The 23,136-nt window shown below is 39.8% G+C and carries 25 protein-coding genes; 5 read left to right on the forward strand and 20 right to left on the reverse strand.

Annotated features, from left to right (window positions below):
* Nucleotides 1–69: 69 nt before the first annotated feature.
* From CSV79_RS08555 to CSV79_RS08590, 8 genes are all read right to left on the reverse strand, one after another.
* Complete coding sequence (locus tag CSV79_RS08555; RefSeq protein ID WP_233201406.1) at nucleotides 70–1,314, reverse strand: Zn-dependent hydrolase; 1,245 nt, start codon at nucleotides 1,312–1,314, stop codon at nucleotides 70–72.
* Nucleotides 1,315–1,326: 12 nt separating this feature from the next.
* Complete coding sequence (locus tag CSV79_RS08560) at nucleotides 1,327–2,859, reverse strand: sodium:solute symporter family protein (protein WP_233201407.1); 1,533 nt, start codon at nucleotides 2,857–2,859, stop codon at nucleotides 1,327–1,329.
* Between the two features lie 4 nt (nucleotides 2,860–2,863).
* Nucleotides 2,864–3,076 carry a hypothetical protein gene (locus CSV79_RS08565; RefSeq protein WP_099688630.1) on the reverse strand — a complete coding sequence of 71 codons (213 nt, stop codon included), beginning with the start codon at nucleotides 3,074–3,076 and terminating at the stop codon, nucleotides 2,864–2,866.
* Nucleotides 3,077–3,274: 198 nt separating this feature from the next.
* Nucleotides 3,275–3,958 (reverse strand): DUF1028 domain-containing protein, encoded by a 684-nt coding sequence (locus CSV79_RS08570; RefSeq protein WP_099688631.1) that lies wholly within the window; start codon nucleotides 3,956–3,958, stop codon nucleotides 3,275–3,277.
* Between the two features lie 46 nt (nucleotides 3,959–4,004).
* Nucleotides 4,005–4,457 (reverse strand): RidA family protein, encoded by a 453-nt coding sequence (locus CSV79_RS08575; protein ID WP_099688632.1) that lies wholly within the window; start codon nucleotides 4,455–4,457, stop codon nucleotides 4,005–4,007.
* The gene (locus CSV79_RS08580) at nucleotides 4,454–5,056 is read right to left on the reverse strand and encodes an FAD synthetase (RefSeq protein WP_099688633.1); all 603 of its coding nucleotides are present in this window, start codon (nucleotides 5,054–5,056) and stop codon (nucleotides 4,454–4,456) included. The genes CSV79_RS08575 and CSV79_RS08580 overlap by 4 nt, the downstream gene beginning before the upstream one ends.
* A gap of 71 nt (nucleotides 5,057–5,127) precedes the next feature.
* Nucleotides 5,128–6,588 (reverse strand): 4-hydroxyphenylacetate 3-hydroxylase family protein, encoded by a 1,461-nt coding sequence (locus CSV79_RS08585; protein ID WP_099688634.1) that lies wholly within the window; start codon nucleotides 6,586–6,588, stop codon nucleotides 5,128–5,130.
* Between the two features lie 37 nt (nucleotides 6,589–6,625).
* On the reverse strand, nucleotides 6,626–7,801 hold the full coding sequence (locus tag CSV79_RS08590; protein ID WP_099688635.1) for a flavin reductase: 1,176 nt from the start codon (nucleotides 7,799–7,801) through the stop codon (nucleotides 6,626–6,628).
* A 707-nt stretch (nucleotides 7,802–8,508) separates the two neighbouring features.
* Between CSV79_RS08590 and CSV79_RS08595 the strand changes: the two genes are divergently transcribed.
* The 3 genes from CSV79_RS08595 to CSV79_RS08605 all read left to right on the forward strand — a co-directional run bounded on the left by CSV79_RS08595 (nucleotide 8,509) and on the right by CSV79_RS08605 (nucleotide 11,552).
* Nucleotides 8,509–9,840 carry an amidohydrolase gene (locus tag CSV79_RS08595; RefSeq protein ID WP_099688636.1) on the forward strand — a complete coding sequence of 444 codons (1,332 nt, stop codon included), beginning with the start codon at nucleotides 8,509–8,511 and terminating at the stop codon, nucleotides 9,838–9,840.
* Nucleotides 9,837–11,159, forward strand: a complete 1,323-nt coding sequence (locus CSV79_RS08600) for a helix-turn-helix domain-containing protein (RefSeq protein ID WP_099688637.1) — start codon at nucleotides 9,837–9,839, stop codon at nucleotides 11,157–11,159. Before CSV79_RS08595 ends, CSV79_RS08600 begins: the two co-directional genes overlap by 4 nt.
* 186 nt (nucleotides 11,160–11,345) lie before the next feature.
* A complete protein-coding gene (locus tag CSV79_RS08605) occupies nucleotides 11,346–11,552 on the forward strand; it encodes a tautomerase family protein (protein ID WP_199171895.1) in 207 nt (68 codons plus the stop codon).
* A gap of 239 nt (nucleotides 11,553–11,791) precedes the next feature.
* Here CSV79_RS08605 and CSV79_RS08610 read toward each other — a convergent pair whose 3' ends face one another.
* Genes CSV79_RS08610 through CSV79_RS08620 form a run of 3 tightly spaced genes read right to left on the reverse strand, consistent with a single transcriptional unit; the run spans nucleotide 11,792 to nucleotide 14,881 of the window.
* Nucleotides 11,792–13,378, reverse strand: coding sequence for a YndJ family protein (locus tag CSV79_RS08610; RefSeq protein ID WP_099688638.1), 1,587 nt, complete (start codon nucleotides 13,376–13,378; stop codon nucleotides 11,792–11,794).
* On the reverse strand, nucleotides 13,371–13,976 hold the full coding sequence (locus CSV79_RS08615) for a DUF4166 domain-containing protein (protein WP_099688639.1): 606 nt from the start codon (nucleotides 13,974–13,976) through the stop codon (nucleotides 13,371–13,373). The genes CSV79_RS08610 and CSV79_RS08615 overlap by 8 nt, the downstream gene beginning before the upstream one ends.
* An 8-nt stretch (nucleotides 13,977–13,984) precedes the next feature.
* Nucleotides 13,985–14,881, reverse strand: coding sequence for a DoxX-like family protein (locus CSV79_RS08620; protein WP_099688640.1), 897 nt, complete (start codon nucleotides 14,879–14,881; stop codon nucleotides 13,985–13,987).
* A 568-nt stretch (nucleotides 14,882–15,449) separates the two neighbouring features.
* Here CSV79_RS08620 and CSV79_RS08625 point away from each other — a divergent pair.
* Nucleotides 15,450–16,631: an amidohydrolase gene (locus tag CSV79_RS08625; protein ID WP_099688641.1), complete on the forward strand. Its 1,182-nt coding sequence runs from the start codon at nucleotides 15,450–15,452 to the stop codon at nucleotides 16,629–16,631.
* A gap of 11 nt (nucleotides 16,632–16,642) precedes the next feature.
* Here CSV79_RS08625 and CSV79_RS08630 read toward each other — a convergent pair whose 3' ends face one another.
* The 3 genes from CSV79_RS08630 to CSV79_RS08640 all read right to left on the reverse strand — a co-directional run bounded on the left by CSV79_RS08630 (nucleotide 16,643) and on the right by CSV79_RS08640 (nucleotide 17,898).
* Nucleotides 16,643–17,005, reverse strand: coding sequence for a hypothetical protein (locus CSV79_RS08630; protein ID WP_099688642.1), 363 nt, complete (start codon nucleotides 17,003–17,005; stop codon nucleotides 16,643–16,645).
* Nucleotides 17,006–17,101: 96 nt separating this feature from the next.
* Nucleotides 17,102–17,473: an iron chaperone gene (locus CSV79_RS08635; protein ID WP_099688643.1), complete on the reverse strand. Its 372-nt coding sequence runs from the start codon at nucleotides 17,471–17,473 to the stop codon at nucleotides 17,102–17,104.
* Nucleotides 17,474–17,571: 98 nt separating this feature from the next.
* On the reverse strand, nucleotides 17,572–17,898 hold the full coding sequence (locus CSV79_RS08640) for a winged helix-turn-helix transcriptional regulator (RefSeq protein WP_099688644.1): 327 nt from the start codon (nucleotides 17,896–17,898) through the stop codon (nucleotides 17,572–17,574).
* Between the two features lie 270 nt (nucleotides 17,899–18,168).
* On the opposite strand from CSV79_RS08640, the gene CSV79_RS08645 reads away from it, so the two are divergent.
* Nucleotides 18,169–19,017 carry a VOC family protein gene (locus CSV79_RS08645; RefSeq protein WP_099688645.1) on the forward strand — a complete coding sequence of 283 codons (849 nt, stop codon included), beginning with the start codon at nucleotides 18,169–18,171 and terminating at the stop codon, nucleotides 19,015–19,017.
* Between the two features lie 197 nt (nucleotides 19,018–19,214).
* Here CSV79_RS08645 and CSV79_RS08650 read toward each other — a convergent pair whose 3' ends face one another.
* The 6 genes from CSV79_RS08650 to CSV79_RS16805 all read right to left on the reverse strand — a co-directional run.
* The gene (locus CSV79_RS08650) at nucleotides 19,215–19,496 is read right to left on the reverse strand and encodes a hypothetical protein (RefSeq protein WP_099688646.1); all 282 of its coding nucleotides are present in this window, start codon (nucleotides 19,494–19,496) and stop codon (nucleotides 19,215–19,217) included.
* A gap of 310 nt (nucleotides 19,497–19,806) precedes the next feature.
* Nucleotides 19,807–20,214, reverse strand: a complete 408-nt coding sequence (locus CSV79_RS08655) for a DUF3888 domain-containing protein (RefSeq protein WP_099688647.1) — start codon at nucleotides 20,212–20,214, stop codon at nucleotides 19,807–19,809.
* 138 nt (nucleotides 20,215–20,352) lie between these two features.
* Nucleotides 20,353–20,808, reverse strand: a complete 456-nt coding sequence (locus CSV79_RS08660) for a hypothetical protein (protein WP_099688648.1) — start codon at nucleotides 20,806–20,808, stop codon at nucleotides 20,353–20,355.
* Nucleotides 20,809–20,975: 167 nt separating this feature from the next.
* Nucleotides 20,976–21,818 carry an ABC transporter permease gene (locus CSV79_RS08665; protein WP_099688649.1) on the reverse strand — a complete coding sequence of 281 codons (843 nt, stop codon included), beginning with the start codon at nucleotides 21,816–21,818 and terminating at the stop codon, nucleotides 20,976–20,978.
* Nucleotides 21,815–22,708, reverse strand: coding sequence for an ABC transporter ATP-binding protein (locus CSV79_RS08670; protein ID WP_099688650.1), 894 nt, complete (start codon nucleotides 22,706–22,708; stop codon nucleotides 21,815–21,817). Before CSV79_RS08670 ends, CSV79_RS08665 begins: the two co-directional genes overlap by 4 nt.
* Nucleotides 22,709–22,932: 224 nt before the next feature.
* Nucleotides 22,933–23,136, reverse strand: a 204-nt coding sequence (locus CSV79_RS16805; protein WP_158232499.1) for a hypothetical protein, incomplete at its 5' end; no start/stop codon positions are given.

Below are 23,136 nucleotides of genomic sequence, written 5' to 3' on the forward strand. Positions count from 1 at the left end.
ATTGATTTCAACAATTGATTATCTATGGTGAATCAGAGCATCTGTTCACCACAAGCGAAACCAGATCATTTAATCCATCTGCTGATCAATCGCAAGAATACCATGTAACATGACATCACTCGCAATTTTAATATCTTCGGGTGTACTGTATTCTTCGGGACAATGACTCTTCCCATCGATACTTTTCACAAAAATCATCGCCGATTTCGAAATGAGGGACATATGGGCAGCATCATGTACCGCCATGCTCGGCAACGTCATATAAGGAACAGACATTCGCCCTGTAGATTCTTGTAAAATAGAGACAATTTCTTCATCCAACATAGTAGGCTTTTGCTGCTGTAAAATGGATTGGCTCATTTTCACTTCACGTCGTTGCGTCACTTCATTCCACTTCGTTTCAATCTTGTCTACTACTTGGTCCATACGCTCTTGGCATTCTCCCCTAATCTCCAGTACGAAATCTACTTGGCCGGGAACGATATTTACAGCATTCGGCAATACGTCCAATTTTCCTACCGTACCAACTAGATCCGTTTCATCTTCTCCGCAAATCTGTTCCACTGCAAGAATCATCTCACTAACAGCGGCGAGTGCATCGTGACGATGTGGCATCATAGTCGTTCCCGAATGATTTGCTTCACCGATTACGGTTACTTTACTTCTGTAAACGCCGACCAGACTGTTAATGATTGCCACTGATTTATTATTTGACTCCAAGCGCTTTCCTTGTTCGATATGCATCTCCACGAAGACTCTCTTCTCTTCATGCATCGATGCCATTTCATGTATCCGTTCGATATCCCCATCTACTTTCTGCAAAGCATCACTTAATAGAAGACCTGTGGAATCAGTAGCCATACGTAGTTCATCCCCTGACAGTTTACCAACAAATGCACGGCTTCCTAGCGTGGATAAACCAAAGTCATTTGACTCTTCTGCAGTGAAAGAGACGATTTCCAAGTCGTGATCTAAAGTTATATCGTTTTCGATTATGGTTCGAATAATCTCTTTTGCAACAAGTGTACCAAGGGCCCCATCATATTTCCCACCGTTCGGAACTGTGTCCAAATGAGATCCAATGACTATACTTCCTTTTTTCTTTCCATTTCCTTTTAACTTTCCCCAGATATTCGCAATGCCATCAATTGTTATGTCTAACCCTAGATCTTGTAACTCTTTAATGAAGCGTATCCGAACTTCCAAATCTGCCGGTGAAAAACTTGGTCGTGTAATTCCACCACGTTCATCACGACCATATTCTGCATAGCTATCAAGATCATTAACTAATCGCGGCAACTGAATCTGTACCATTATTTGTCCTCCCTATGACTGATAAGTATCTATCGACGCGTCAGGTGTCATACTGTGGTCTTTCGTTTGTTTTGTCTTTTTTTGATCATTCACATAACTTTCAACTACAGAACTTGTGTCTGGTTTTGTCACATAACTGATCCCGACCATTACTATCGTATTAGCAATTAAACCAATAAGGCCAGGATGTATTTCAAACGGTGTAGTCGACGCAAATAATTGGAAGTATAAATTGACCGCGAAGCCCACTATTATACCTGTAAATACACCTTTAGTAGTCACGCGTTTCCAATACAATGCACTTAGCACACCTGGCGTAAACTGAATGATCGAACCATAGGCCCCTAATAATAAAGCTACTACGCCTTGCCCGCCGAATACCGCGATACAATATGCCAGAGCCCCAATCAGTACTACAGCACTTCGCATAATCAATAGCGTCACTTTATCTGATAAATTCGGAAACATGTTTTTAATAACGCCATCTGTAAATTCCATTGATGCACTATGTGTAATGACATCAGCACTCGACATCGCTGCGGCTAATGCTGCTGCACCTACAAGGCCATATAGCCAGCCTGGCAAGGATAAAAATGTCGTAATGAGGTAAGGCAATATTTGATCGGATGCACCAACTGCAGCAATATCAACAACCCCAACTGCGGCAAATCCTGCAAGTAATAATGGGATAATTAACAAGGCAAATAACGGATAAGCGATGACCGTCTTTTTTATCGTCACTGCATTTGATGAATAAGATCTTGCGAACATATGCGGCCACATAAGAAACCCGATGACGGAAACTAATATGACCGAAGTAAAGGCAGTAGTGGACATTGTTGAACCCTCTACTCCAATACGCAGGAAATCAGGATCAGCTGCTGCAAGTTTTGAAAACATTTCGCTCGTCGTCCCGTGCATTTTCTTTACAATCATGATTCCTACAACCCAAGATACCGTAATCATTAATGCTCCTTGGAACACGTCAGACCAAGCGGCTGCACGTAATCCGCCTGTTGCCACATACGTAACTACAATAGCGTAAGCAACCAAAGCTCCAAACCAAAAAGCAATTCTGCCTTCCGTCATGATATTGAAAATAATAGCCATTCCCCGTAATTGTGTAGCTAAATACTGAATACAAGCAAAGAAGGCAATGAATCCTACAAGAATGCCAAGTGCTTTACTTCGAAAGCGTGTCTGTAGAAAACCGACCAACGAATAGAGATTGAATTTACGTCCAATTCTTCCGATCTTTGGACCGAGAATATACCAAGGCAAAAGCGAAAATGCTAAATATGCCAGTATGTAAAATGCAGGAGCTCCACGTGTAAATGCCCATCCTGGTGCACCTAAAAATGAAAAGGCGCTAAAAATGGCACCCCCCATTAAGAACCACGTTAAGAATAACCCTAAACCTCTACCTGCAGTAGTAAATTCTTCTAATGAAGCTTTGTTCGTACCTCTACCGGCCAATACACCTACAATAAGTGCAATAGCTAAATACAACACCATAATTAACATCGATATTTGCCAATGTTCCATATACTTATACCTCCTCTTTATCTGGGTCGATGAAATATAGAATGAGGACTGCTATAAAAGTAATGACAATCCATAATATGATCCAGAAAAAACTGTATGGAAGCCCCAGTATTAATGGATATGCTTTATTACCAATGGTAAATATCGGAAACAGAACCGTCGAAAACAACAATGTGCTAATAATGATGTAGTACGTACGAAAACTTCGAACACTCATATATGCCACCTCTTTGTATCGTATTGATTGTTACATCAGAATCTTTTAACTTACTCCTGATACAACAAGAATTATCGCTGATTCCATGCTACTTTACATGATTATTTCTACACTATTACGGGCATCTGTAAAAAAAATATGTAGCCTTAGATTGTTATGTCTATGACTACATATGTTATTTACTGTTAATCTTGTAAATTATTCATCGCCTAGAACGCCATATGACGGAGCAATTTCGGGTGTGATTGCTCTTATTCGATACTCTTCAGCTTGTGGGCCATAAATTTCCCACGCTCTTTTCAAATCCTCAAGTGGTTGGTCACTGTAATCCACTCGTAAATCTACAAATGGGAAAGCATCCTCTTGATAAACTAATAAACCGATGGAATGTTCTTGATCCAGTTCTCCACCCATTTCAAACCCTTTAGAAATAGCAGCAATTAACCGGTCGGCCAACGTGCCTGATGCGTCCAAAAAGGTTTTACCCATCTGTTCTGGAATGTCAGGATCACTTAATAAATTCCCGATACTTGCAACGTTTTTAGCGGCAAATTCTCCATGCACCCCTAAAGCTTTATTACCTGTAAAAACGGCCGAGTTCCCGCTAGCATCAACGACGGCTAATTGACGATATTCTCTGAAGGGTGTCGTTTCCTTCATTGCATTAATTGCTGATTCCGCGTCAAAACCATTTTCCAATACGTTCAAACCGATATTGGCTAATCTTGGGTCCGTCACGTTTTGCGTTAAAATCGCTCCAACGCCTTGCTTCGCCCACGGACATCTTGCACCTACAGAGGGACTGCTCGATGTAACAATAACCCCTAGTGCGCCTGTTTCCTCACATCGACCTGCGACTGAAAATGTATTCGTAAATTTCATGATTACCCTCCATTACATCTTGTTCAATAGTTTTCTTGCCTATTATTTATTCGCTAATAACTGCTTCAACGTCAATTTCCATCAACATTTCCGGCATTGCAAATCCGCTAACAATAAGTCCCGTACTACATGGATAGACATCTTTGAAATGCTCAGCGATGACCGGATATACTTTGCTGCGGTCCTCACGCTTCAAAATATAAACTGTCATTTTACAAATATCCTTAACCGATCCACCGGCCTCTTCAATTAACTGCTTTACACAGCGGCAAGCCATATCTGTCTGTGCAGCTACATCATCAATGCCGTGGAAGTTACCTTCTAAATCGAAGCCTGTTTGACCACGAAGAAAAATACGATTACCTGCGCGGACAGCCATACTTAGCTCATTGACAATATGGTGTTCAGGCTTTCCTAGATCTGAAGGATAATATTCATCCGTTTTAAACTTTCTGAAACGTTGGATCTCCACTTTTTTTGTATCTTCATAAATTGTCATTTGTATCTTCCTCCACTTTTTAAGGTATTTGTAACTAATCTTTTCTCGTTCTGTTGAACAATTGGCTTAAGATGATTCCACCCTAGTAACCGATTGGCTTCATCAACTTCTCCTTTTAAGAATAATTCACGAATACGTGTAGATGAAATGGTTTTTCCTGCACTACACAGCACCGGATCCAAAATGAACACTTCAAAATACTTTCGTAATGTATTCACATCACCTTCACGTCCTCTTCCAAAACGAAAATCATGCCCCTCGAAAATTTCCACTGGATTTAAATTTATCAATTCCTGTAGAAATCGCTCAACACCCTGTGATATATAATCCGCATTGAATTGCGCAACAACCACGTGATCTACACCCAACTTTTCAAGCATTGCTAATTTCTCAGGCAGTGAAGTTAGTAATTTCACATGCTGGAAGAAAACTTTTGGCGGCGGGTCGAATGTATACACGACAAGTGGCACACCCAATTCCACAGCCTGCTTACGAGCTTGCTTCACTAATGTTTGGTGGCCAATATGTAGTCCATCTAACGCACCGATAGTTAGGACACACTCCGAAAGCTTTAATGTTTTGGATTTATGAACTTGCATGTATGACACCTCTTCCCTTTAGTTTTTCTTACACTAGTTGTGCTGTCCCACACTCGCGGGACAGCATATCATTAGGGTTGGAGTACTAATGAAGACGATAGGTTCGCTGCTTTCATCACCATTTCACGATTTGGAGTCAAATCGTAATTGTTAAAGACGGCTGCATGTTGCGCGAATGGCGGACTTTGTGCAAACAATTCAAATGTAATTTGGTGACCTGCATAGGACGAGTTCAGCATGTCTCGTGCAAAGTAAAGCAATTTCGCACGTTCTTCTGCACTCCACTCACCAACAGAATAAAATCTATCAATATATTCCTTGATTTGTGGATCCTTCATAGTTTCCATGTCAGGTGTCACAGCCAATTGTCCACCTACCAACTCACGTGCCAAATGGGCCATTTCAGGGAAATGTTTTAGTGCAAACACACGACCTGTATATAGAAGAGACTGGTTTGGCATCATTAATCCGCCTGATGATAATTGTGCTTCCGAAACAGCAGCTGTCAGGTGGGCATTAATCGTTTCACGATAGTTGATCAGCTCGGAAAGTTTTTGCTGAACTGCGGGGATCTTCGTCAGACCCGTTTGTTCGACATTTAGTAATGCAGCACCAATTAGATAATCCGCTCTTCTTAAAATTCGTAGTACATAGTTGTAAGAAGAATAACGGTGTACCGTTTCACGAATATATTTCGCTGACTCCAAATTACGGTGGAATAACACATTCTCCCAAGGTATTAGCACGTCATCAAAAATCAACAACGTATCAATCTCTTCAAACTTACTAGACAATGGATAGTTTACTGGATCTTTTCCAGCTCCAACAGGAGATCGGCAAATATGTTTCAAACCTGGGGATCCCATATCACAAATGAATCCAACTGCATAGTTTTCCATATTGACACTGGAATTTGACCAGTTGGAAATCGTCGGTTTTACGAATGCTTGGTGTGCATAAGCAGCGGCTGTTTCAAACTTTGCACCACGCACGACAATTCCTTTATCATTTTCAGCTACGATATGGAGAAGTGTTCCACCATCTTCACCGTTGATTAACTTACTGCGGTCTCCTTTTGGGTCCGTGTTGGCTGAAACGTGGAATAAATCTTCTTTCGCCACACGCGCAACATGATGTTTAATATTTTGTGCATAAGTCGGGTCAATTTCATTCAAACGGTCTTGTGCGTCATATAGTGACCACATTTCACCAATTGTTTCATCCCCTACACGGTAGACAACACCACCAAGATCGTCCAAAACGGTTTCTACATACGTACGAATACCTTTTAGATCATCCTTTGTTTTTGGTAGTTTAAATGCACGGCAAATTTCATCACCATCTGAAAGCTTAACAGTCAATTTGTCCTTGTACTTCGCTTCATGGTTCATATCATACATACGCGCTTTTACATCGATGATTGGCTTGAATGCCGGATGATTTGCAATGTCATATACTCTTTCTCCGTCAATATATACTTCTCTGCCATCATTAAGTGATCTGCGGTAATCGTCTCCTGTTAATAAAGCCATTTAAATTCCTCCCTGGGTATCTGATTTTAAAGTGTAATTAAATACTGCCACCTGCGTGACTAATAATGTATTTACCTAGTTTTTTTGCTTCTTCTGTATGCTGTTTGACAATAGATTTAGCTGCTTCCTTATCTCCTGCTTCATACGCTTTCAATAACGCTACATGATCATCGGCCAGTTTATTCAGCTCTTCTCGTGCAGTACTACTATTTTCTTCAAATGCTACTCGCAAAGCACTGCTCATAACCGCTTCAGCCGTCAGGCGACGATAGGAGTCTAGCAAAGTAGCATTATTCGTTAAAGCAATCGTATAATCATGGAGCGAAATATTCGCCTCGATATATTTGTCAATATCTGTAATCCCATTTTCTTTATCTGCTAACGTTTCTTCTACACGACTTCTGAAATCAGACAGTTCCTTAGTAGTTAGATTGCCAACTGTCTTTTCAATCGCCGCAACTTCTAGTGCACAACGTGTTTCCAAAGCTTCCGTTAACATCTCAATACTGAGCGGAGTAACGGAGAAATCGCCAGTTTCACTTCGTTTAATTAATCCTTCGCCTTCTAATTTGGTAAGGGCGTAATAGATTACTTGTCTTGGAACTTCTAATGTTTCTGTCAAACTCGCAACACTGAATGGCTCCTTTAGTTGGAAATCTCTTTTTAACACTTTACTTCGTAGATCTAAATAAACCATTTCATCATTGTGTGAAATGAAGCGCCCGAACTTTCCACGGTAGTAGGTTAATGGATTACGTTCTTCAGAATCTGCATGTATAACTTCTGCGAGGAACACAGAATGTGTACCGCCTGTCACTTCTTGTACGACCCTGCACTCCAGATGAGCAAGTGTATCTTTTAAAATTGGCTCACCCAGTTTTCCTTCAACCGTTTCAATACCTTTGAATTTGTCTGATGACGGTCTAGCAAACTGTAATGCAATGTCTCCCTGATCTTCATGCAGTATGTTCACACCAAAAACCTTTGCTTCCGAAATTGCATTACAAGTTCCAGTCGCTTGGTTGATACAAACTAACAACATGGGAGGATCAACCGATAATGAGGAAACCGCACTTGCTGTCACCCCGTAATTGACCCCTTCATGCTTCGTTGTAATTACCGTAACACCGCTAGTAAAATGTCCGATCACGTCCCGAAAGACTAAGTTATCGACCTTTTCTAGCTTTCCGTTTCCACTAATTTTTGTTCCCATCTTAATCCCTCCTAAACTAATATACGGACATAATCCTTAATTAGTCCTTTATTGGCTAAAAAAATATAAAGTCTACATCTCTCTTTAAAAGTAAAGCGGATCGGGTTTCCTCAATGTGGAATAATTACCGTATAACGCCTTAAAAATAATATACTGATTACTTAAAATATTGTCAACAGTTATTTTAGTTTTTTTACTTTTAGATTCCACTAATAGCGAGCTTATTTGAAAACGGTTTCATTTATTCCCAAAATCAATAGGATAATTCAAACGATTCTATTTACAATTGTAAATAATATCATATGACACAATGAGTTTTGACTAGTATACATTCACCCCTTAAAAGCCAATGTCCTTAAGTAGACCGTATAATGGTCATAAAATAGAGAACTTTTAAACTGGCCAATTGAATAAATACCAGTCACTGAACTCTCTTGTTACTAATATACAATACTATTTTTAATTGTCAACAACTTTTCACATAATTAAGAAAATTATATTAATACAAATAAACATACAGTTACCAACAATTCTTTTTCCCCTTAACAGACTAGTCCAAGTAATTATTTTCATTTGATTCTTATAGTATCTTACGTGTATTCTTGTAGTAATGCGAATGTCCTTTTTACAACTATTAAGGAATTCACCTTAAATAATAGTAAAAAAATGGATACGGATTGCTTGCAAATGATGAATGGAGGGTATCTATGAATAATCGACTTTCGGAAATGGTTGAGGACATAAAGGATCTATTGATTGAATGGCGTCGTGATTTCCATACATACGCCGAAGCTGGATGGGTTGAATTTCGGACAGCTTCTCTGATTGCCTCACGACTATCTACTTGGGGGTATGAAGTACGTGCAGGACGTGAGGTAATGGATGAAAGTACACGAATGGGCGTTCCTGACCAAGCCTATTTGGAACAACAATTTGATCGAGCCCTTCAACAAGGGGCTGATACAGAATGGGTTTCACAATTACGCTTTGGCTTTACTGGCGTTGTCGGCACTTTAGATACAGGTAGGCCGGGTCCAACCATTGGATTACGTTTTGATATGGATGCCCTAGACCTGCAAGAGTCCTTTGATGAAAGTCATTTTCCAGTAAAGGAAAAGTTCACTTCCGTTAACAACCGAATGATGCATGCGTGCGGTCATGATGCACATATGGCAATAGGACTTGGCATCGCTTCCCTTTTAGCCGAATTAAAGACTAGTTTGAACGGTAAATTTAAACTTATTTTTCAACCTGCTGAAGAAGGAGTTCGTGGAGCAAAGTCGATGGTTGAAGCTGGAGTTGTTGACGACGTAGATATTTTCATTTCCCAACATATTGGTCTTGGTGCTGAACTAGGTGAATTCGTTTGCAGTGATCTAGGATTTCTAGCCACTACAAAATTGAATGTTAGTTTTCTAGGAAAAGCCGCACATGCTGGAGCAAATCCTGAAGAAGGCAAAAATGCTTTATTAGCCGCAGCAACAGCGACCTTAAATATGCATGCCATCTCTCCCCACAGTTCAGGAGAATCACGAATCAATGTTGGGGTTTTACACGCAGGCACCGGACGCAATATTATTCCAAATAAGGCAGACCTTCAAGTAGAAACTCGTGGCGCAACAACAGAAATAAATGAATATATGTATGAACGCATGAGAAAAATCGTGCAGGCTGCCGGAGATATGTATGAGGTCGAAACGAATATAGAAGAAGTCGGGTCAGCACCAACATGTACACCTAGTGAACATTTAGTAGCAGTCTTACGAAAGAAAGCTAAAACCGTGAAAGGTATCCAAAAAATCACGAGTACTTTTACTTCTGGTGGCTCTGAAGATGCTACCTATATGATGTCACGGGTTAAAGAAAACGGTGGGCAGGCTGCTTATGTAGTGTTTGGGACGACACTGAGTGCAGGTCATCATAATGAAAAGTTCGATATTGATGAAGAAGTCATACCATTAGCTGTAAAAACATTAGTACATTGTATCACGCAATTCGATACTTCATTAGCACCGTCAAACAGAGGTGAATTACTATGAAAACTAGAGTAGGAATTGTCGGACCTAAAGACAGTGTAAAAGTTATGACGGACATCGCGAAGGAATTTGAGGATCAGATGATCCCTGTTTGTTTTGGGTATAACAATGCGATTGAAACAACAGAAATCGTAGAAAAAAACCAACATATTATTGATATTTGGATTTTTTCTGGACTTACACCCTATTCTCTCGCAAAAAAAAGTACATCTAATCAGCTCTTTTTCTATTTACGTTTGAATGGTTCTAGTTTAACAAAAACACTATTGAATATCGTTTATAAAAGTAAAAACGATTTACGTAACGTTAGTTTTGATATGTTGGAAGAGCGTGATATCTCTGAGACATACCGCTCCTTAAATATTTCATATGAACAATGCCATCGTTATGAATACCGCGGAGTTACACCTATCGATCAGATCACGGCATTTCATTCAACGCTCTACAACGAGGGCAAAGTATCCGTTTGTGTAACTTGTTTGAGTGATGTCTATGAAGCATTGACTTCCAAAGGGATTCCTGTATACAGAGTTACGCCTACTTTGGCAAACGTTCGAACAACATTTAAATCTGCATTACAGCAATGGGAAGCCCTCCATTTTAAACAATCTCAGTTAACAGTAATGTTAATATCAATTGATAATATTAATAAAATTGAGAAGCCCCATTCATTTTCTTATGATATACATCGTTTGAATTTAGAATTGCAATCAGCGATTCTAACATTCACTGAATCTATATCCGGCTCATTTTTATCCATTGGTACTGGGACGTTTATTATATTTTCTACTAGAGGTTCCCTGCGAAATGCGGGTGATCAAAGTGTACGACTGTTGGACAGTTTATCCTTAATTACAGATTTTCCATCGAATATTGGAATAGGCTTTGGTGACTCCGCTTTAGCCGCTGAAGAAAACGCAAGATTAGCGTTATTGCATGCACAAAACTATAATTCGAATAGTGCCTTTTTGGTCGAAAATAACGGAATGGTAAAAGGACCACTTAATAAATCTAAAAGTATTTCTTTTGAGTTCAGGAATGAAGATGAAGATATCGGCAATAGACTAAAAGAGTGCGGTGTTTCTATTACCTCCTTCAATAAAATTATGTCTGTTCAACGAAACTTGGGCAAACACGCAATCACTGCAGCAGATATTGCTGAATGGTTGAAAATGACCGAACGTAATGCTCGCCGACTACTTAATAACCTGACGAATGCTGGTATCGCAAAAGTCATTGGACAGGAAGCGCCCGCAACGAGAGGACGCCCCCGCAATGTGTACCAAGTAGGATTAGATTATTTATCTAATGTATCCGAATAGGACAACATAGCCAGAGCATGTGCAAATTGTTTAAGAACTTTGCACATGCTCTTATTTTGTTACAAGACAATCCATATGACCTTAATAATAGTTTGACAACTTAGAATGTTTTGTGTACCCTGATAATTGTAATACAAAGAATTATGTAATGAAGTGTTCACCAAAAATCAAAAGGAGCTGTTTAGTATGCCATTTGTCCACATTAAAATGATTGAGGAGCGTTGCACTCCCGAAAAAAAAGAAATTATGATCAAAGAGGTAACTGATTTAATCGCTGGTATTTTGGAGCAGGATGTAGAAACGGTGCGTGTTCAACTTGAAGAAATGCGACCTGAAGATTGGGGTATTGCCGGAGAATCTGTTAAAAAACGAACTGAAAAAAGCCTGACATAACTAGTTTTTATACCTAATTTCGGTATATTAAGGGACAATATCCGATTGTAAATTATACCTATTTGTTCTTGATATATAGGTTCGTTTTTATACAAATGGATATGACGGAAGGTACCTACGCGTGAAACGATCATGATTGTTAAATTTTTTTGAATCATGATTTTTTTCGCTCAGGCACCTTACCCTAATCCCCTTCATTTCTAAATTCACTTATCCTTCTTATTGAAGGGACCTCCGAATTACCTATCCTCCACATCTTCTCCTTCATACACAATTAAATAATCAATCGTTAAAAAAGGAAGCGAACCTATCCACATGTGATGTGTGGCTTGTAAAATACGGTCTCCGGTTTGCTCAATGAAAAAAGTTTCTTGCAAAGGTAATGTAAATAACCCTTTGTTGTTAAACGACAAATACACGCCTGCATCTGAAGCTAGATCCGTACGCTTACTTGTCAATCGTAACCCTTGATTGACTGCGTGCAATTCCAAAACCCCTGTCATCGTCGAATAAGGCAACGGCAATGCAATATTCATATACATGCGTTCATTCGTTTCATGCTGCGAATAAAGAGCGGTGAAAATCGTCTGTTGTCCGACTTTCCTCTCCCACACGCGCACCTGTTCTCGATCATCTAAGCCTTCATCAAGCGTGTAAATATTCCCCGTCATGTCGACTGTTTCCGAACGTAGTGGCAAATTAATTTGCTGCATGCGTTGACTGATGAATGAATAAACAAAGGCAAACGGCTTAAACCAACGATGCCAGTGGACCGAAGCAGACAACCTGAAATCCGTCGTCTGTTCATAGAAGCGTATAATTAAAGGAGAGACCGATGCAGAGGATAGTCCGTACACCGTCAAGTCATCAGACAACCCACGATGCTTACCGACCTGGCCGATTTCATCCGCCACTTGTCGTCCGCGTATTTGGCTTCTCGGAAATGTGGGTGGTGCATAACGCGCTGATGGGACACTAAATGACCAGCCGATTAAGCCGACTAAAGCAAATATGACGCAATTCAACACGCCATGAAAACGAAGCATGAAATCAATCGTCACCGAAAAAAGACCAAATCCATTACTCAGTACATACAGCATCGAAAACGTAATCGTCACAGCTAGTGCACTAAACGCTAGGCGCAACAACCACTTCTGCAAACGACTAGCAAAAAAGGTTCGCCACACAATCCAAATAATCACGCAAATACCGTACATATAAAGCAAAACGGAGAGGATTTCAATCCAGCGCGAAAACGTAATTCCGACCGCCACAATCATCGGGGACGCAAGCAATGCCGCCACAGCCCACCGGTACACACGTGAACTATGTAAACGACCGATCCATCCTATAAATATCGGCAAGATAAAAGCTGAATAATGAAAATGAATGGCAGTCAACCACGTAAGTAACGGACTAAATCCTAAATCAATAGCCGCAACAAAAGCAACGTACCAGCCGCCTGCCATTGCTAAGTAGACAAGTCCAAGATCAATTGCAAACTCTTCTAGATTCGTAAAGCCACGTCGAAGAAAACGCGCGATTCCGTAAAGAGCCACGTATAGTGTAAACAGTCCATAGAATGAAGCCATCCAACCATCCCATGCAGTCGGCACTACTTGCGCGAGCACAACTGAAGTATACGCAGGAATGGCAACATACGGATAGTACGTCCAAAACCAATCGCGGTCCGTACAAACAAGTCGCAATAGAACGGGAATATAGACAAGTTGCGCCACCAACAACAAACCATAAGGCCACGGGGTATCACTAAAAGCAAGTGCTGTTAGAAACAACAGCACATGAATGATGACAAACTTACGCATCGGCCGTAAACTCCCCTTCGTATGAAAATACCGTACCGAGTAATGGGTTCTTTACATCGACATGGATTCGGTAGACCCCGCGCAGCTCATCATACGATTCCACTACCGTCGCCAACCCTTGCAGAAATGTTGGCAACGGGATCTCTAGCTTTCCAATGACTAACCGTTGATCGAGCGACTCAATTTTCAACGCGCCACCATTCATGACAGTAAACTGCAAATCCGAATACACTAGTGGCGGTTCCCCGAGATAATCTTTCACAACCATTCGTCGTTCATCCAAACTCATCAACGCATTGAAATAACGTGTCTTATTCGGAAAGTTAAACGTCCGTTCCCAGTGAATTTCTTCAACGCCAGCTAAATTAACAGAAGATGAATTGACAATCGTAAACGCAATAAATGTTCCGCTTTCCGGAAATATGAACTTCCGTCTAGCCCCAAATAAAAAGAGCGGAGTAAGCCATTTCGGACCACCCACAATACGATTCATCGTTCCAGACGCGCGAAAGACGGGTTCTTCAAAGGCATATCTTTTTTGAAGCATCGGATGAAGACGGAAAAAATCGTCAGCCAACACTTTTTTATAAATAGACATTCAGCACGTCACCTCTTTCTTTTACACGATGCGGCCGTCGGAAGATCGCGGCTCACAAGCAATCCGATGCCAGTCAGCACGAGTAACGACACATTAAATGTAATGGGATTGAATGGATGATTCGCAGTTTCCGGCGCCGCAACGAATGCTGCAATTGTCAATAACGGAAACGCAATCATCTGTAAGATTAAGAGATGTCGTTTCCTACGATAAAACAACCACACGACTCCAAACAAAACTTCAGCAAGCCCAATCGCGAACACTACATTCATTGCCTCCGAATCTGAAAGAGACAAGCCGCTCGCCACCATCGCTTTTTCCTGTGGATGCATCGCCAGGAGTTTCGGGACGAGCCCTTGATACACCCATAGAAATGTAAAGAATAGCGTAAGCAAATGCATCGTAAAAAAACGTCGATATTGCGAAATCGGGGCTTCTCCCATTTCGAGCCATCGTTTCAGCACATCAAAACTTAGCGCAGTCGCATAGCCCATTAGCGGTCGAAACACCTTATCAATCAGCCGTCCCACTCTACCAAAATTCGTTTGATAATCATACTGCGTCAAAAACTTCGTGCCACCTTCCATCGGTTCATACTTCCAATAGCCGCGCCCTTCACGTATCGGCGAGATTTTTTGATCCGTGCCGAAGTGTAACGAAGAACTACGGGAACCATCAGCCAAATCAGCAGATCCACTACTCTCACCCCATCCCTCTACTGCGAACGGGCCAACATTTCGTGTATACGTAAACCGCTGCGGCTCATCCTCTTCCTTTGGTACATAGCGGATAGAAGAAAATCGCAAATCCCATTGGGCATGTAGATCGGGTTGTTGGGAGGCTTCCCATACGCGTTGCAATGGGACATGTATGGGGATTTCTACGTAGATTGGTTTTGATTTCATGGTGTTCACCTCCCTATGTAGGTTTTGGTGTATGGTACTTTCTTTAGTTTACCATTTTTGTTGATTGCAAGATTGGTAGGGAATTGAAATATAATCTAAAAAAGAAGAACCGATTGGGGTTCTTCTTTTTCACGCATGGCGCATATCTTCCTGGATATCAAGAACAACTTGGTTATCCAGTTCCATCACTTCAACAACCTTCACAACTTCCATTCCCATTGCTAAAAGATTACAAACCGTTCTCACTCTCTCTTCTTGCGCTTTACGTTCAGCTTCTAAAGTATGGATTTCAGCCTCCTGAACGAAGTGTTTATTCTCGATATGTATTTTAGCAACCGCAGAACTTTATGATAAGATACTATTAGATGAATAAAGGTGAATAGTTGGGTTATCGATTAGGATTGAGGTAGTGAAAAATTATCAGAATAGTGTTAAAGTGAAATTTCGCACAGGCACACTCATCTTTAGCAGAAAAGCCCTACTATTAAGGTATCAGAACCCGTAACAATTCCGGATTTTTTTGGTACCTGTCACTACGTTAACCTTATAAACGAAGGAGCGATGTATGATGAAAGACCAACTTATGAAAATGCTTGAGGATAGAAAAGAAGAAATGATTCAAATCCGACGTTATTTGCATGAACATCCCGAGTTATCCTTTAAAGAGGAAAAGACAGCACAATATATTATCGATTTTTACAAAGGGAAAGATGTTGAAATTCATACGAATGTTGGGAATGGCTACGGGATCATCGTTACGATCAAAGGGGAACGTCCCGGTAAAACAATTGGTCTGCGTGCAGACTTTGACGCACTACCCATCCATGAGGAAACAGATGTACCATTCAAATCGAAAAATGAAGGTGTAATGCATGCTTGCGGACATGATGCACATACAGCGTATTTACTCGTGCTCGCGGATTGCTTGATTCAACTTAAATCAAAGTTGTCTGGGACATATAAAATAATTCATCAGCACGCGGAGGAAGTACCACCTGGTGGGGCGAAAAGTATGGTTGAATCCGGACTCCTTGACGACCTGGATGTGGTATACGGTACTCATCTTTTCCCTACACATCCAGCCGGAGATGTAGGTTACTGCAGCGGCTATGCAATGGCAGGCCGTTCCTATTTTAAATTAAAGATACAAGGTGTCGGTGGACATGGATCGTCTCCTCATTTAGCGAATGATGCGATTGTAGCGGGTGCGCATTTCGTGACAGCCGTTCAAACCATAATTAGCCGTCGATTGAACCCGTTTGACATGGGCGTAATAACCATTGGATCTTTCGATGGTAAAGGTCAATTTAACATCATCAAAGATTCTATTGAGATCGAAGGTGATGTACGCTATATGACTGCTGATACACAGAAGTTGATCGACAAAGAAGTCCATCGAATTGTAAAGGGCATTGAGGAAGAATTCGGCGTTACATGCGAACTAGAGTACGTTCCGGATTATCCTTCACTTTACAACGACCCTGAAATCACAGCCGATGTTGTAAAGACCATTGAAAATTCGAGTGAACCAGAAATTCATAAGATCGTTGAATTTCCACGGTTCTCAGGATCAGAAGATTTTTCATACTACGCAGAAAAATTCCCGGCTTGCTTCTTCTATATTGGTAGCAAACCGAAAGGCGTGGAAAAGGCATATTTTAACCATCATCCGAAATGGGATATTGACGAAGATGCCTTACTAGTTGCAGCAAAAGCAGTTGCGGAAGTTGTTTGCAGTTATAATAAATAGGCGTAACAACATTATGTAAGACGTTCCTCCAGAGACTCGATCGCCAGTGTAAGCGCAGTTAAGCGACGCTCATTTAATGTTTTTTGGGAACTACCCTCTTTTGCTTTTGCTAACTGTTGTTCGATCGATGGAATGACACCTTGTAGAGTATTTTTAGAGGTCCGTATGATTTCTGCTTCATAGAAAAAATCTTTATCATACCAAATGCCTTTGAGGCTTTCCAAACCAATTGTTACGGCATGATGCCTCTTTTCTACAAGTGTTGTATTTGCACCTTTTTCGGTCATGCTTCTATACGCATTTGAAAGTTTATTTACAGTCGATTCCAAGGATTTAATGGACACATCTTGTATTTCACGGCTAACAGTTTTCATTTACAAACCTCATCTTTTTTAATAAATTTCTTCAACAATCATGGCCCGATTGAAGCGCAGTTCTTATTCAATCGGACCGTAATTGTTGCGTTTTTTCTACTTTCGCCAAAAAGTCTTACACTCTATTTTATCTTGAATAGTAAATTCAATCATTTTCTTAATCAATTCGTAATTTACCGGCTCATTCCACTTAATTCTAAATAACCCTTTAGTAGCACTGTAGCCAGCGTCTGCAATATCATCTGCAAAGTGCGTAATTCCTGCTAGTTCGGGTGAAACGCTCATATGATGCTTTGCTGTGGAAAAACCAATGATAAATGTTCCTTGATTAGCAAACATAGGCGTATTCCATTTAATTACCGGTTCTAAATTTGGAAATTCATTAGCCACCCACTTCAAAACTTCTTCTATTCGATCACGGTGATCGGGATTATCGATTCCTGCTACGTATGTTGAAAAAACCTCCATATTGTCTCCTCCTAAAATAATTACTTACCTCTTGTTTTAATGTGAACTTTGCTGATTTCATCTTGACCTTACATAGGGTAGACATGGGCTCCGCTATTTTATTCTTCTGCACTCTTTACCTCTACCCATGACTGAGACCAGTTTTCAATTTCATTCAATACCGGCTTTAATGCATACCCTTTTTCCGTTAATGAATACTCAATCATTACAGGTGTTTCAGGTATAACATCACGTTTAATAATTCCCTTCAGTTCTAGATCTTTTAATCGTTCTGACAAAACTTTTCCGCTAATTCCGATAGAAGATTGAAGACTACAAAATCGATGTGGACCCGATACCATTTGATAGATGATCAAAGCTGTCCAGCGCTGACTTAAAAGGGAAATGGCTTTTTCAAATCTAGGACAAATATTGGATTGCTTCATTTTTGCTCACTCCTCTATTTGTAGTATACAACATAACCGGAAAACACCATATGTAATCTACCTACTTGACGTAACAAACTATGAATTATATACTTACTTACATAAAGTAACTGATGTCCCGTCGAATTAATAGAATGAATTGGTGGTATCCTGGTGATACTCGGGATCGGAACACGAATTAGTGCTGTCTTGTTTGCAAGTAGTCCCGCTTTATCGTTAGGTCATAAAGTTTTTCGTTCAGAAGAAGGATAAAAAATGGAGGCAATACATATGAAATTTCATCACAAACCAAACACGTTTGTAGGTCATGTAAACATTAAGGTACAAGATGTAGATCGATCACTAACGTTTTATCAGGAGATTATTGGTTTTCAAATTTTAGAGCGAACTGATAAGACAGCTAAACTAACAACAGATGGCAAAACGAGTGTGTTGTCAATTGAGCAACCAGAACATGTTGTTCCTAAACAAGGGCAAACGACGGGCTTATATCATTTTGCCCTTCTCTTACCTACTCGCTCTGATTTAGCGGACATCGTACATCATTTCATGGAAACAGGAACCCAGTTTGGATCATCGGATCACCTCGTAAGTGAGGCGTTATATTTAGCAGATCCGGATGGTAATGGCATTGAAATCTATAATGATCGCGTCCCTTCTGAATGGACTTGGAATAACGGTGAAGTAGCTATGACAGTGGATCCACTGAATTTTGAAGAACTTCTCACTGAAAGGAACCAGCAGTTGTGGAAGGGATTGCCAACCGAGACAGTCATGGGACATATTCATTTACATGTATCCGAATTAGAAAAGACTGAAGAGTTTTACAGTAAGGGACTCGGTTTTGAAGTGGTGAATCGGTATGGTAATCAGGCGCTTTTCATCTCTACAGGAAAATACCATCATCATATTGCCTTAAACACTTGGGCAGGAGTTGGAGCCCCCACTCCGCTTGAAAACAGTGTTGGACTAGGATACTTTACAATCGTTTTACCTGACGAAGCAGCAAGAAATCGTGTGATCACGCAGTTGAAGGGTATTAATGCATCTGTCACTGAAGTAAATGGAGCTTTTATTACGCTTGACCCTTCTGGAAATCGTATGTATTTAGAGATTTAAGGGGCCGATACCTTGTAGGATGAAGTATTGGAGCAAGTTAGTAATAAATCTTATGGGTGGTTTAATGTGGTTTTTTTAGACAGAGTATGAGGTAGATCTAATAAGTAGATGTAAGGTACCTGTATGTAAAGTTTTCATGTTTGTTTACACCTTCACGATTGTTTTTACAGGTACCTCATACTAACGTTTCTTACTATTCACTCGTGACGCATTTCTATTTGGATATCGAGAACTACTTGTTTATCAAGTTCTGTAGCCTCAGCAATTTTCTCTACTTCCATTCCCATTGCTAAAAGATTACGAACCATTTGTTTCTTTGTTTTATGGACAGCTTCCTGCAACCGCAGTTCTGCCTCTTTAACAGCCGCTTCTTCATCAAGAACTCGTTTCATTCTAGATTCATACGCAAGAAATTCTTCGGGTGTACCACTCAACGCTTCCCAATTTTCAAAAGCCGACCGAAGTGTTTCATCATTCATGGCGATAGCCTCGAAATCTGTTAATTTTATTGTATCATTTTTTTAGTCCGAACGAATATTTTTCAAGTTTCGTATTCATGTGCCAAGCCCTGAAATAATTCTGATTTGCTCAAGAACCTATTATTAATTGTGATTACATATCAAAGTTGTGGTTTTCAAAAGTTCTAATTCATTTAGGCTCTGTTAGTTGAGAAAAGATTAATAAAGAAAAAAGGACCTGAAAATAGGTCCTTTTTTTCGCTAATCTGCTTCATCTAGCGTCCCTTTTAGTTGATGAAGATGCACCCATTACTACCATAAGAAAATAAAATTATGCTGGTTCTCTACATTCGTATTTTTCCTCTGGATTAAACTTTCTTACTTTATAATCCTTCATAACCCACTTACCTTCTGTTTGAACAGACTTTTCGACTGTAACATTAAAAATATCCAAAGGTGTATGTGGCCCCGTATAGGTTACCCCCTCCAACTCAACTTCAAAGTACCATGAACCCGGATGCTCTAACTTCTTAATATCATTTACCTTCAAGCACATAAATGCTATCTCATATCTTGTACCGTAATGCTTATCAACTGCCGAATACATTTCGGGTTGTAAAAGATCAATGGTTGCATCCTCTAATACATTCTCTTTTGTCGCTTTTGTACTCGTTGGTAGATTTCCATTGGCAACCGTTGGCAATAACAATATACAAAAGATGATAAAAACTATTCGCATCTATTCACCTACCCTGTTTAAAGGGTACTTTTCCCTAACAGTAAAATAATATTCATGTTCAACAAGCCGGGCCGGTTTGTTAAATAACAGTTCGAAACTTTTTCAAATACACTTGTTTTCATTCATCGCACTTCTTAATCAATTTTTCTTAATCCAATATGATATAAACCCCATAAAAGATAACAATGCTATAAATGTCCATACGTTAAAGAATATATGGTTTGAAAATTGACTAAGCAGTCCTACCTCCATATATGGGTGATTCGAATTAATATAATTTCGGTATATCGTTGCTTTATAAAACGTAATCGCCCCAATAATCATGAAAATGAGAAAGTAACTATACGTGAACCATTTCTGCTTTGTTAAAGTAAGACTTTTATGTAGTTTCTCAAATACAAAAATCATAGAAAAAAAGAAATATAAAATAACTGGACCTGGAGCAATAACAAAAAACAGAGCCGGATTACCATTACCACCACCTAACAAATCATTTGTCGGGTCAAATGTAACGGTTAATCTATGTGCATAGAAAAACGCAAAGGCAGTAATTAATCCAGAAATAAAAATGCTAATATAAAATACTATCCTCATACCACTATCTCCCTTCAAAATATTATACGCTGGTCCTTAATCCCTTTTATTATACTCATTTTAGTTTACCATTTTTATTAGTCGAAAAACGGTTGGAGTTTAAGAATTTAGGAGACAAAAAAGAAGAACCAGTGGCGGGTTCCTCTCTTCATATCAACGTGTAAACGTTACGTATTTCTATTTCTAACCAATACGACAACGACTAAAACAATCGTCACTCCTAGTAGATACATCCAAGAAAATTGGTTGGAGAGCACTTGATCATTCCACTGCAGCGTAACCCCTAACGTTTTTATAATTTCCTCATAGGCTTCATTTGGTAAATGGTGTTTCATCGGTTCCAGTACATCTGTCATCAGCAAATCTCTTAATAACACAGCAGATTGCGTAGTTGGGAAAAGAATCATGATCTTTTGCAAATAAATGGGTAACACACCGATCGGAATATAAATGCCTGCCAAAAATCCAATCAATGTTCCGACAATCGTGGAAAACCCACTAAACGCACTCATCGTTCGTAAACTAGAAGTAATCAAATAGAATAATAATGTATGCATAAGCGTGCTAATCACAAGGACCGCAACCAATGAAAAGGACAGTTCTAACGTAATGGAAAATTTACCGTACGTATAAATAAAACCGAACACAAATAATAAAACGGTAAAAATTAGACCAATGATAAAGGAATAAAAGACATACGAATAAGCAAGCGTTCGTTTTTTGATTTTCGTAATTAAAAGATCTTCGCTTTTCTTACCGACTCGATCTTCGATAAACTTTCCAAGCGCACCTAATGGGGCTGTCGCTGTCGTAACGGCTAGAATTCCGGCAAACATCCACAAAAACACAAAGGCAGCACGTTGATCGAATGTTGGCAAGCTTGAAGACATATTTTCTGATAGAAAGAGTAAATAAAGGGCAATAATGATAAATACCGAGAGAAGCGAAAAGAACACACTCGCTTTATCTTTGAAAAAAAGTTTCATATGACGTCTAATTAATGTAATCATATGATCAACCTCGTTTTAATTTGTTTTGTCACTTCTAAAAATACATTTTCCAAATTCGTTTCCTCAATGGAAAAATCATCTATGAAATCTTCCGTTTTCTGTAAAATTGCAATCGCATCTTTATTCTTATGAATCTCAACAAACACCTTGTCATAGTCACATTCAAACGCATAAGGTGTAGTCTGCAAACTATCTGCGACCTTCTTTTTATCCGTCGTATGAAGGGTAAGAATCATCTTCGTATACTGTGCCTTCAATTCAGCTGGCGTACCTTCGACTTCGACTTTCCCTTCATGCATGATAAGGACATAATCCACCTGTTCAGCTTCTTCAATATAATGCGTTGTTAGAAAAATCGTCAGACCTTGATCTTGTTGAAGCTTGTTTAAAAACGCCCAAATTTCTTCCCGTGACTCCGCATCCAATCCCGTCGTCGGTTCATCTAAAATCAAGAAATCCGGTCGATGGAGTAACGCGCGTATGATGTCCGTCTTTCTTTTTTCACCACCGGAACACTTTCCATACACTCGATCACGCTTAGTGGAAATATGTGTAAGTGCCAGCAATTCATCGATACGCTGCTTGGCCTTCTGTTTAGGGATGCCGTATAACTTCGCACGAATCATCAAATTCTCTTCAATTGTCAACTCTTCATCTAAACGATGCGTTTGAAAAACGACTCCAGTCACTTCTTGCAGTACACCGCCAGTGAACGCAATCTTCCCTGCATCCGGTTTTAACAAATCAATGATCATATGAATCACCGTTGACTTCCCCGCACCATTGGTCCCAAGAAAAGCAAACGTCGTACCTTTTTCTACGTGAAATGAAACATCCTTCACTGCCTGTATGGCTCCAAAACTTTTACTTAACCCGCTCACTCTCAGCATAGTTTCCCTCCCCCGTGAAATGATAGGGACGATCCCCACTCCACTCCGATTCCTAGCTACGTTCTATCCAAAACAAAACCCACGGACTATCATATACTGCAACCTATTTCGTATAGCAACTTCAGGTAATGGACCGATATAGTCTACTATAACAATATTCTGATAATATAACCAATTTATCTATAGCCAAGCATCAACGAATGATTCAAGGGAGTATACAAGTATCACCGAAAAAAGGCAATGAATAGAATCGCAATCAACAACAGTAAAACGACGGCTTTGAAGTTTTCACGTGCGCTGTTATCTTTCCATTGACGAATCGTATCAGAAGAAAAACCAATCAGACATAAGATGATCGCAATACCTCCTATGAGTACATTCCTAAAAATCACCCAACCGACTAAGAAAGTTACGAGTCCAATAGTAGG

Origin of the sequence: Sporosarcina sp. P13 (genome assembly GCF_002743055.1) — a bacterium.
Taxonomy (GTDB): domain Bacteria; phylum Bacillota; class Bacilli; order Bacillales_A; family Planococcaceae; genus Sporosarcina.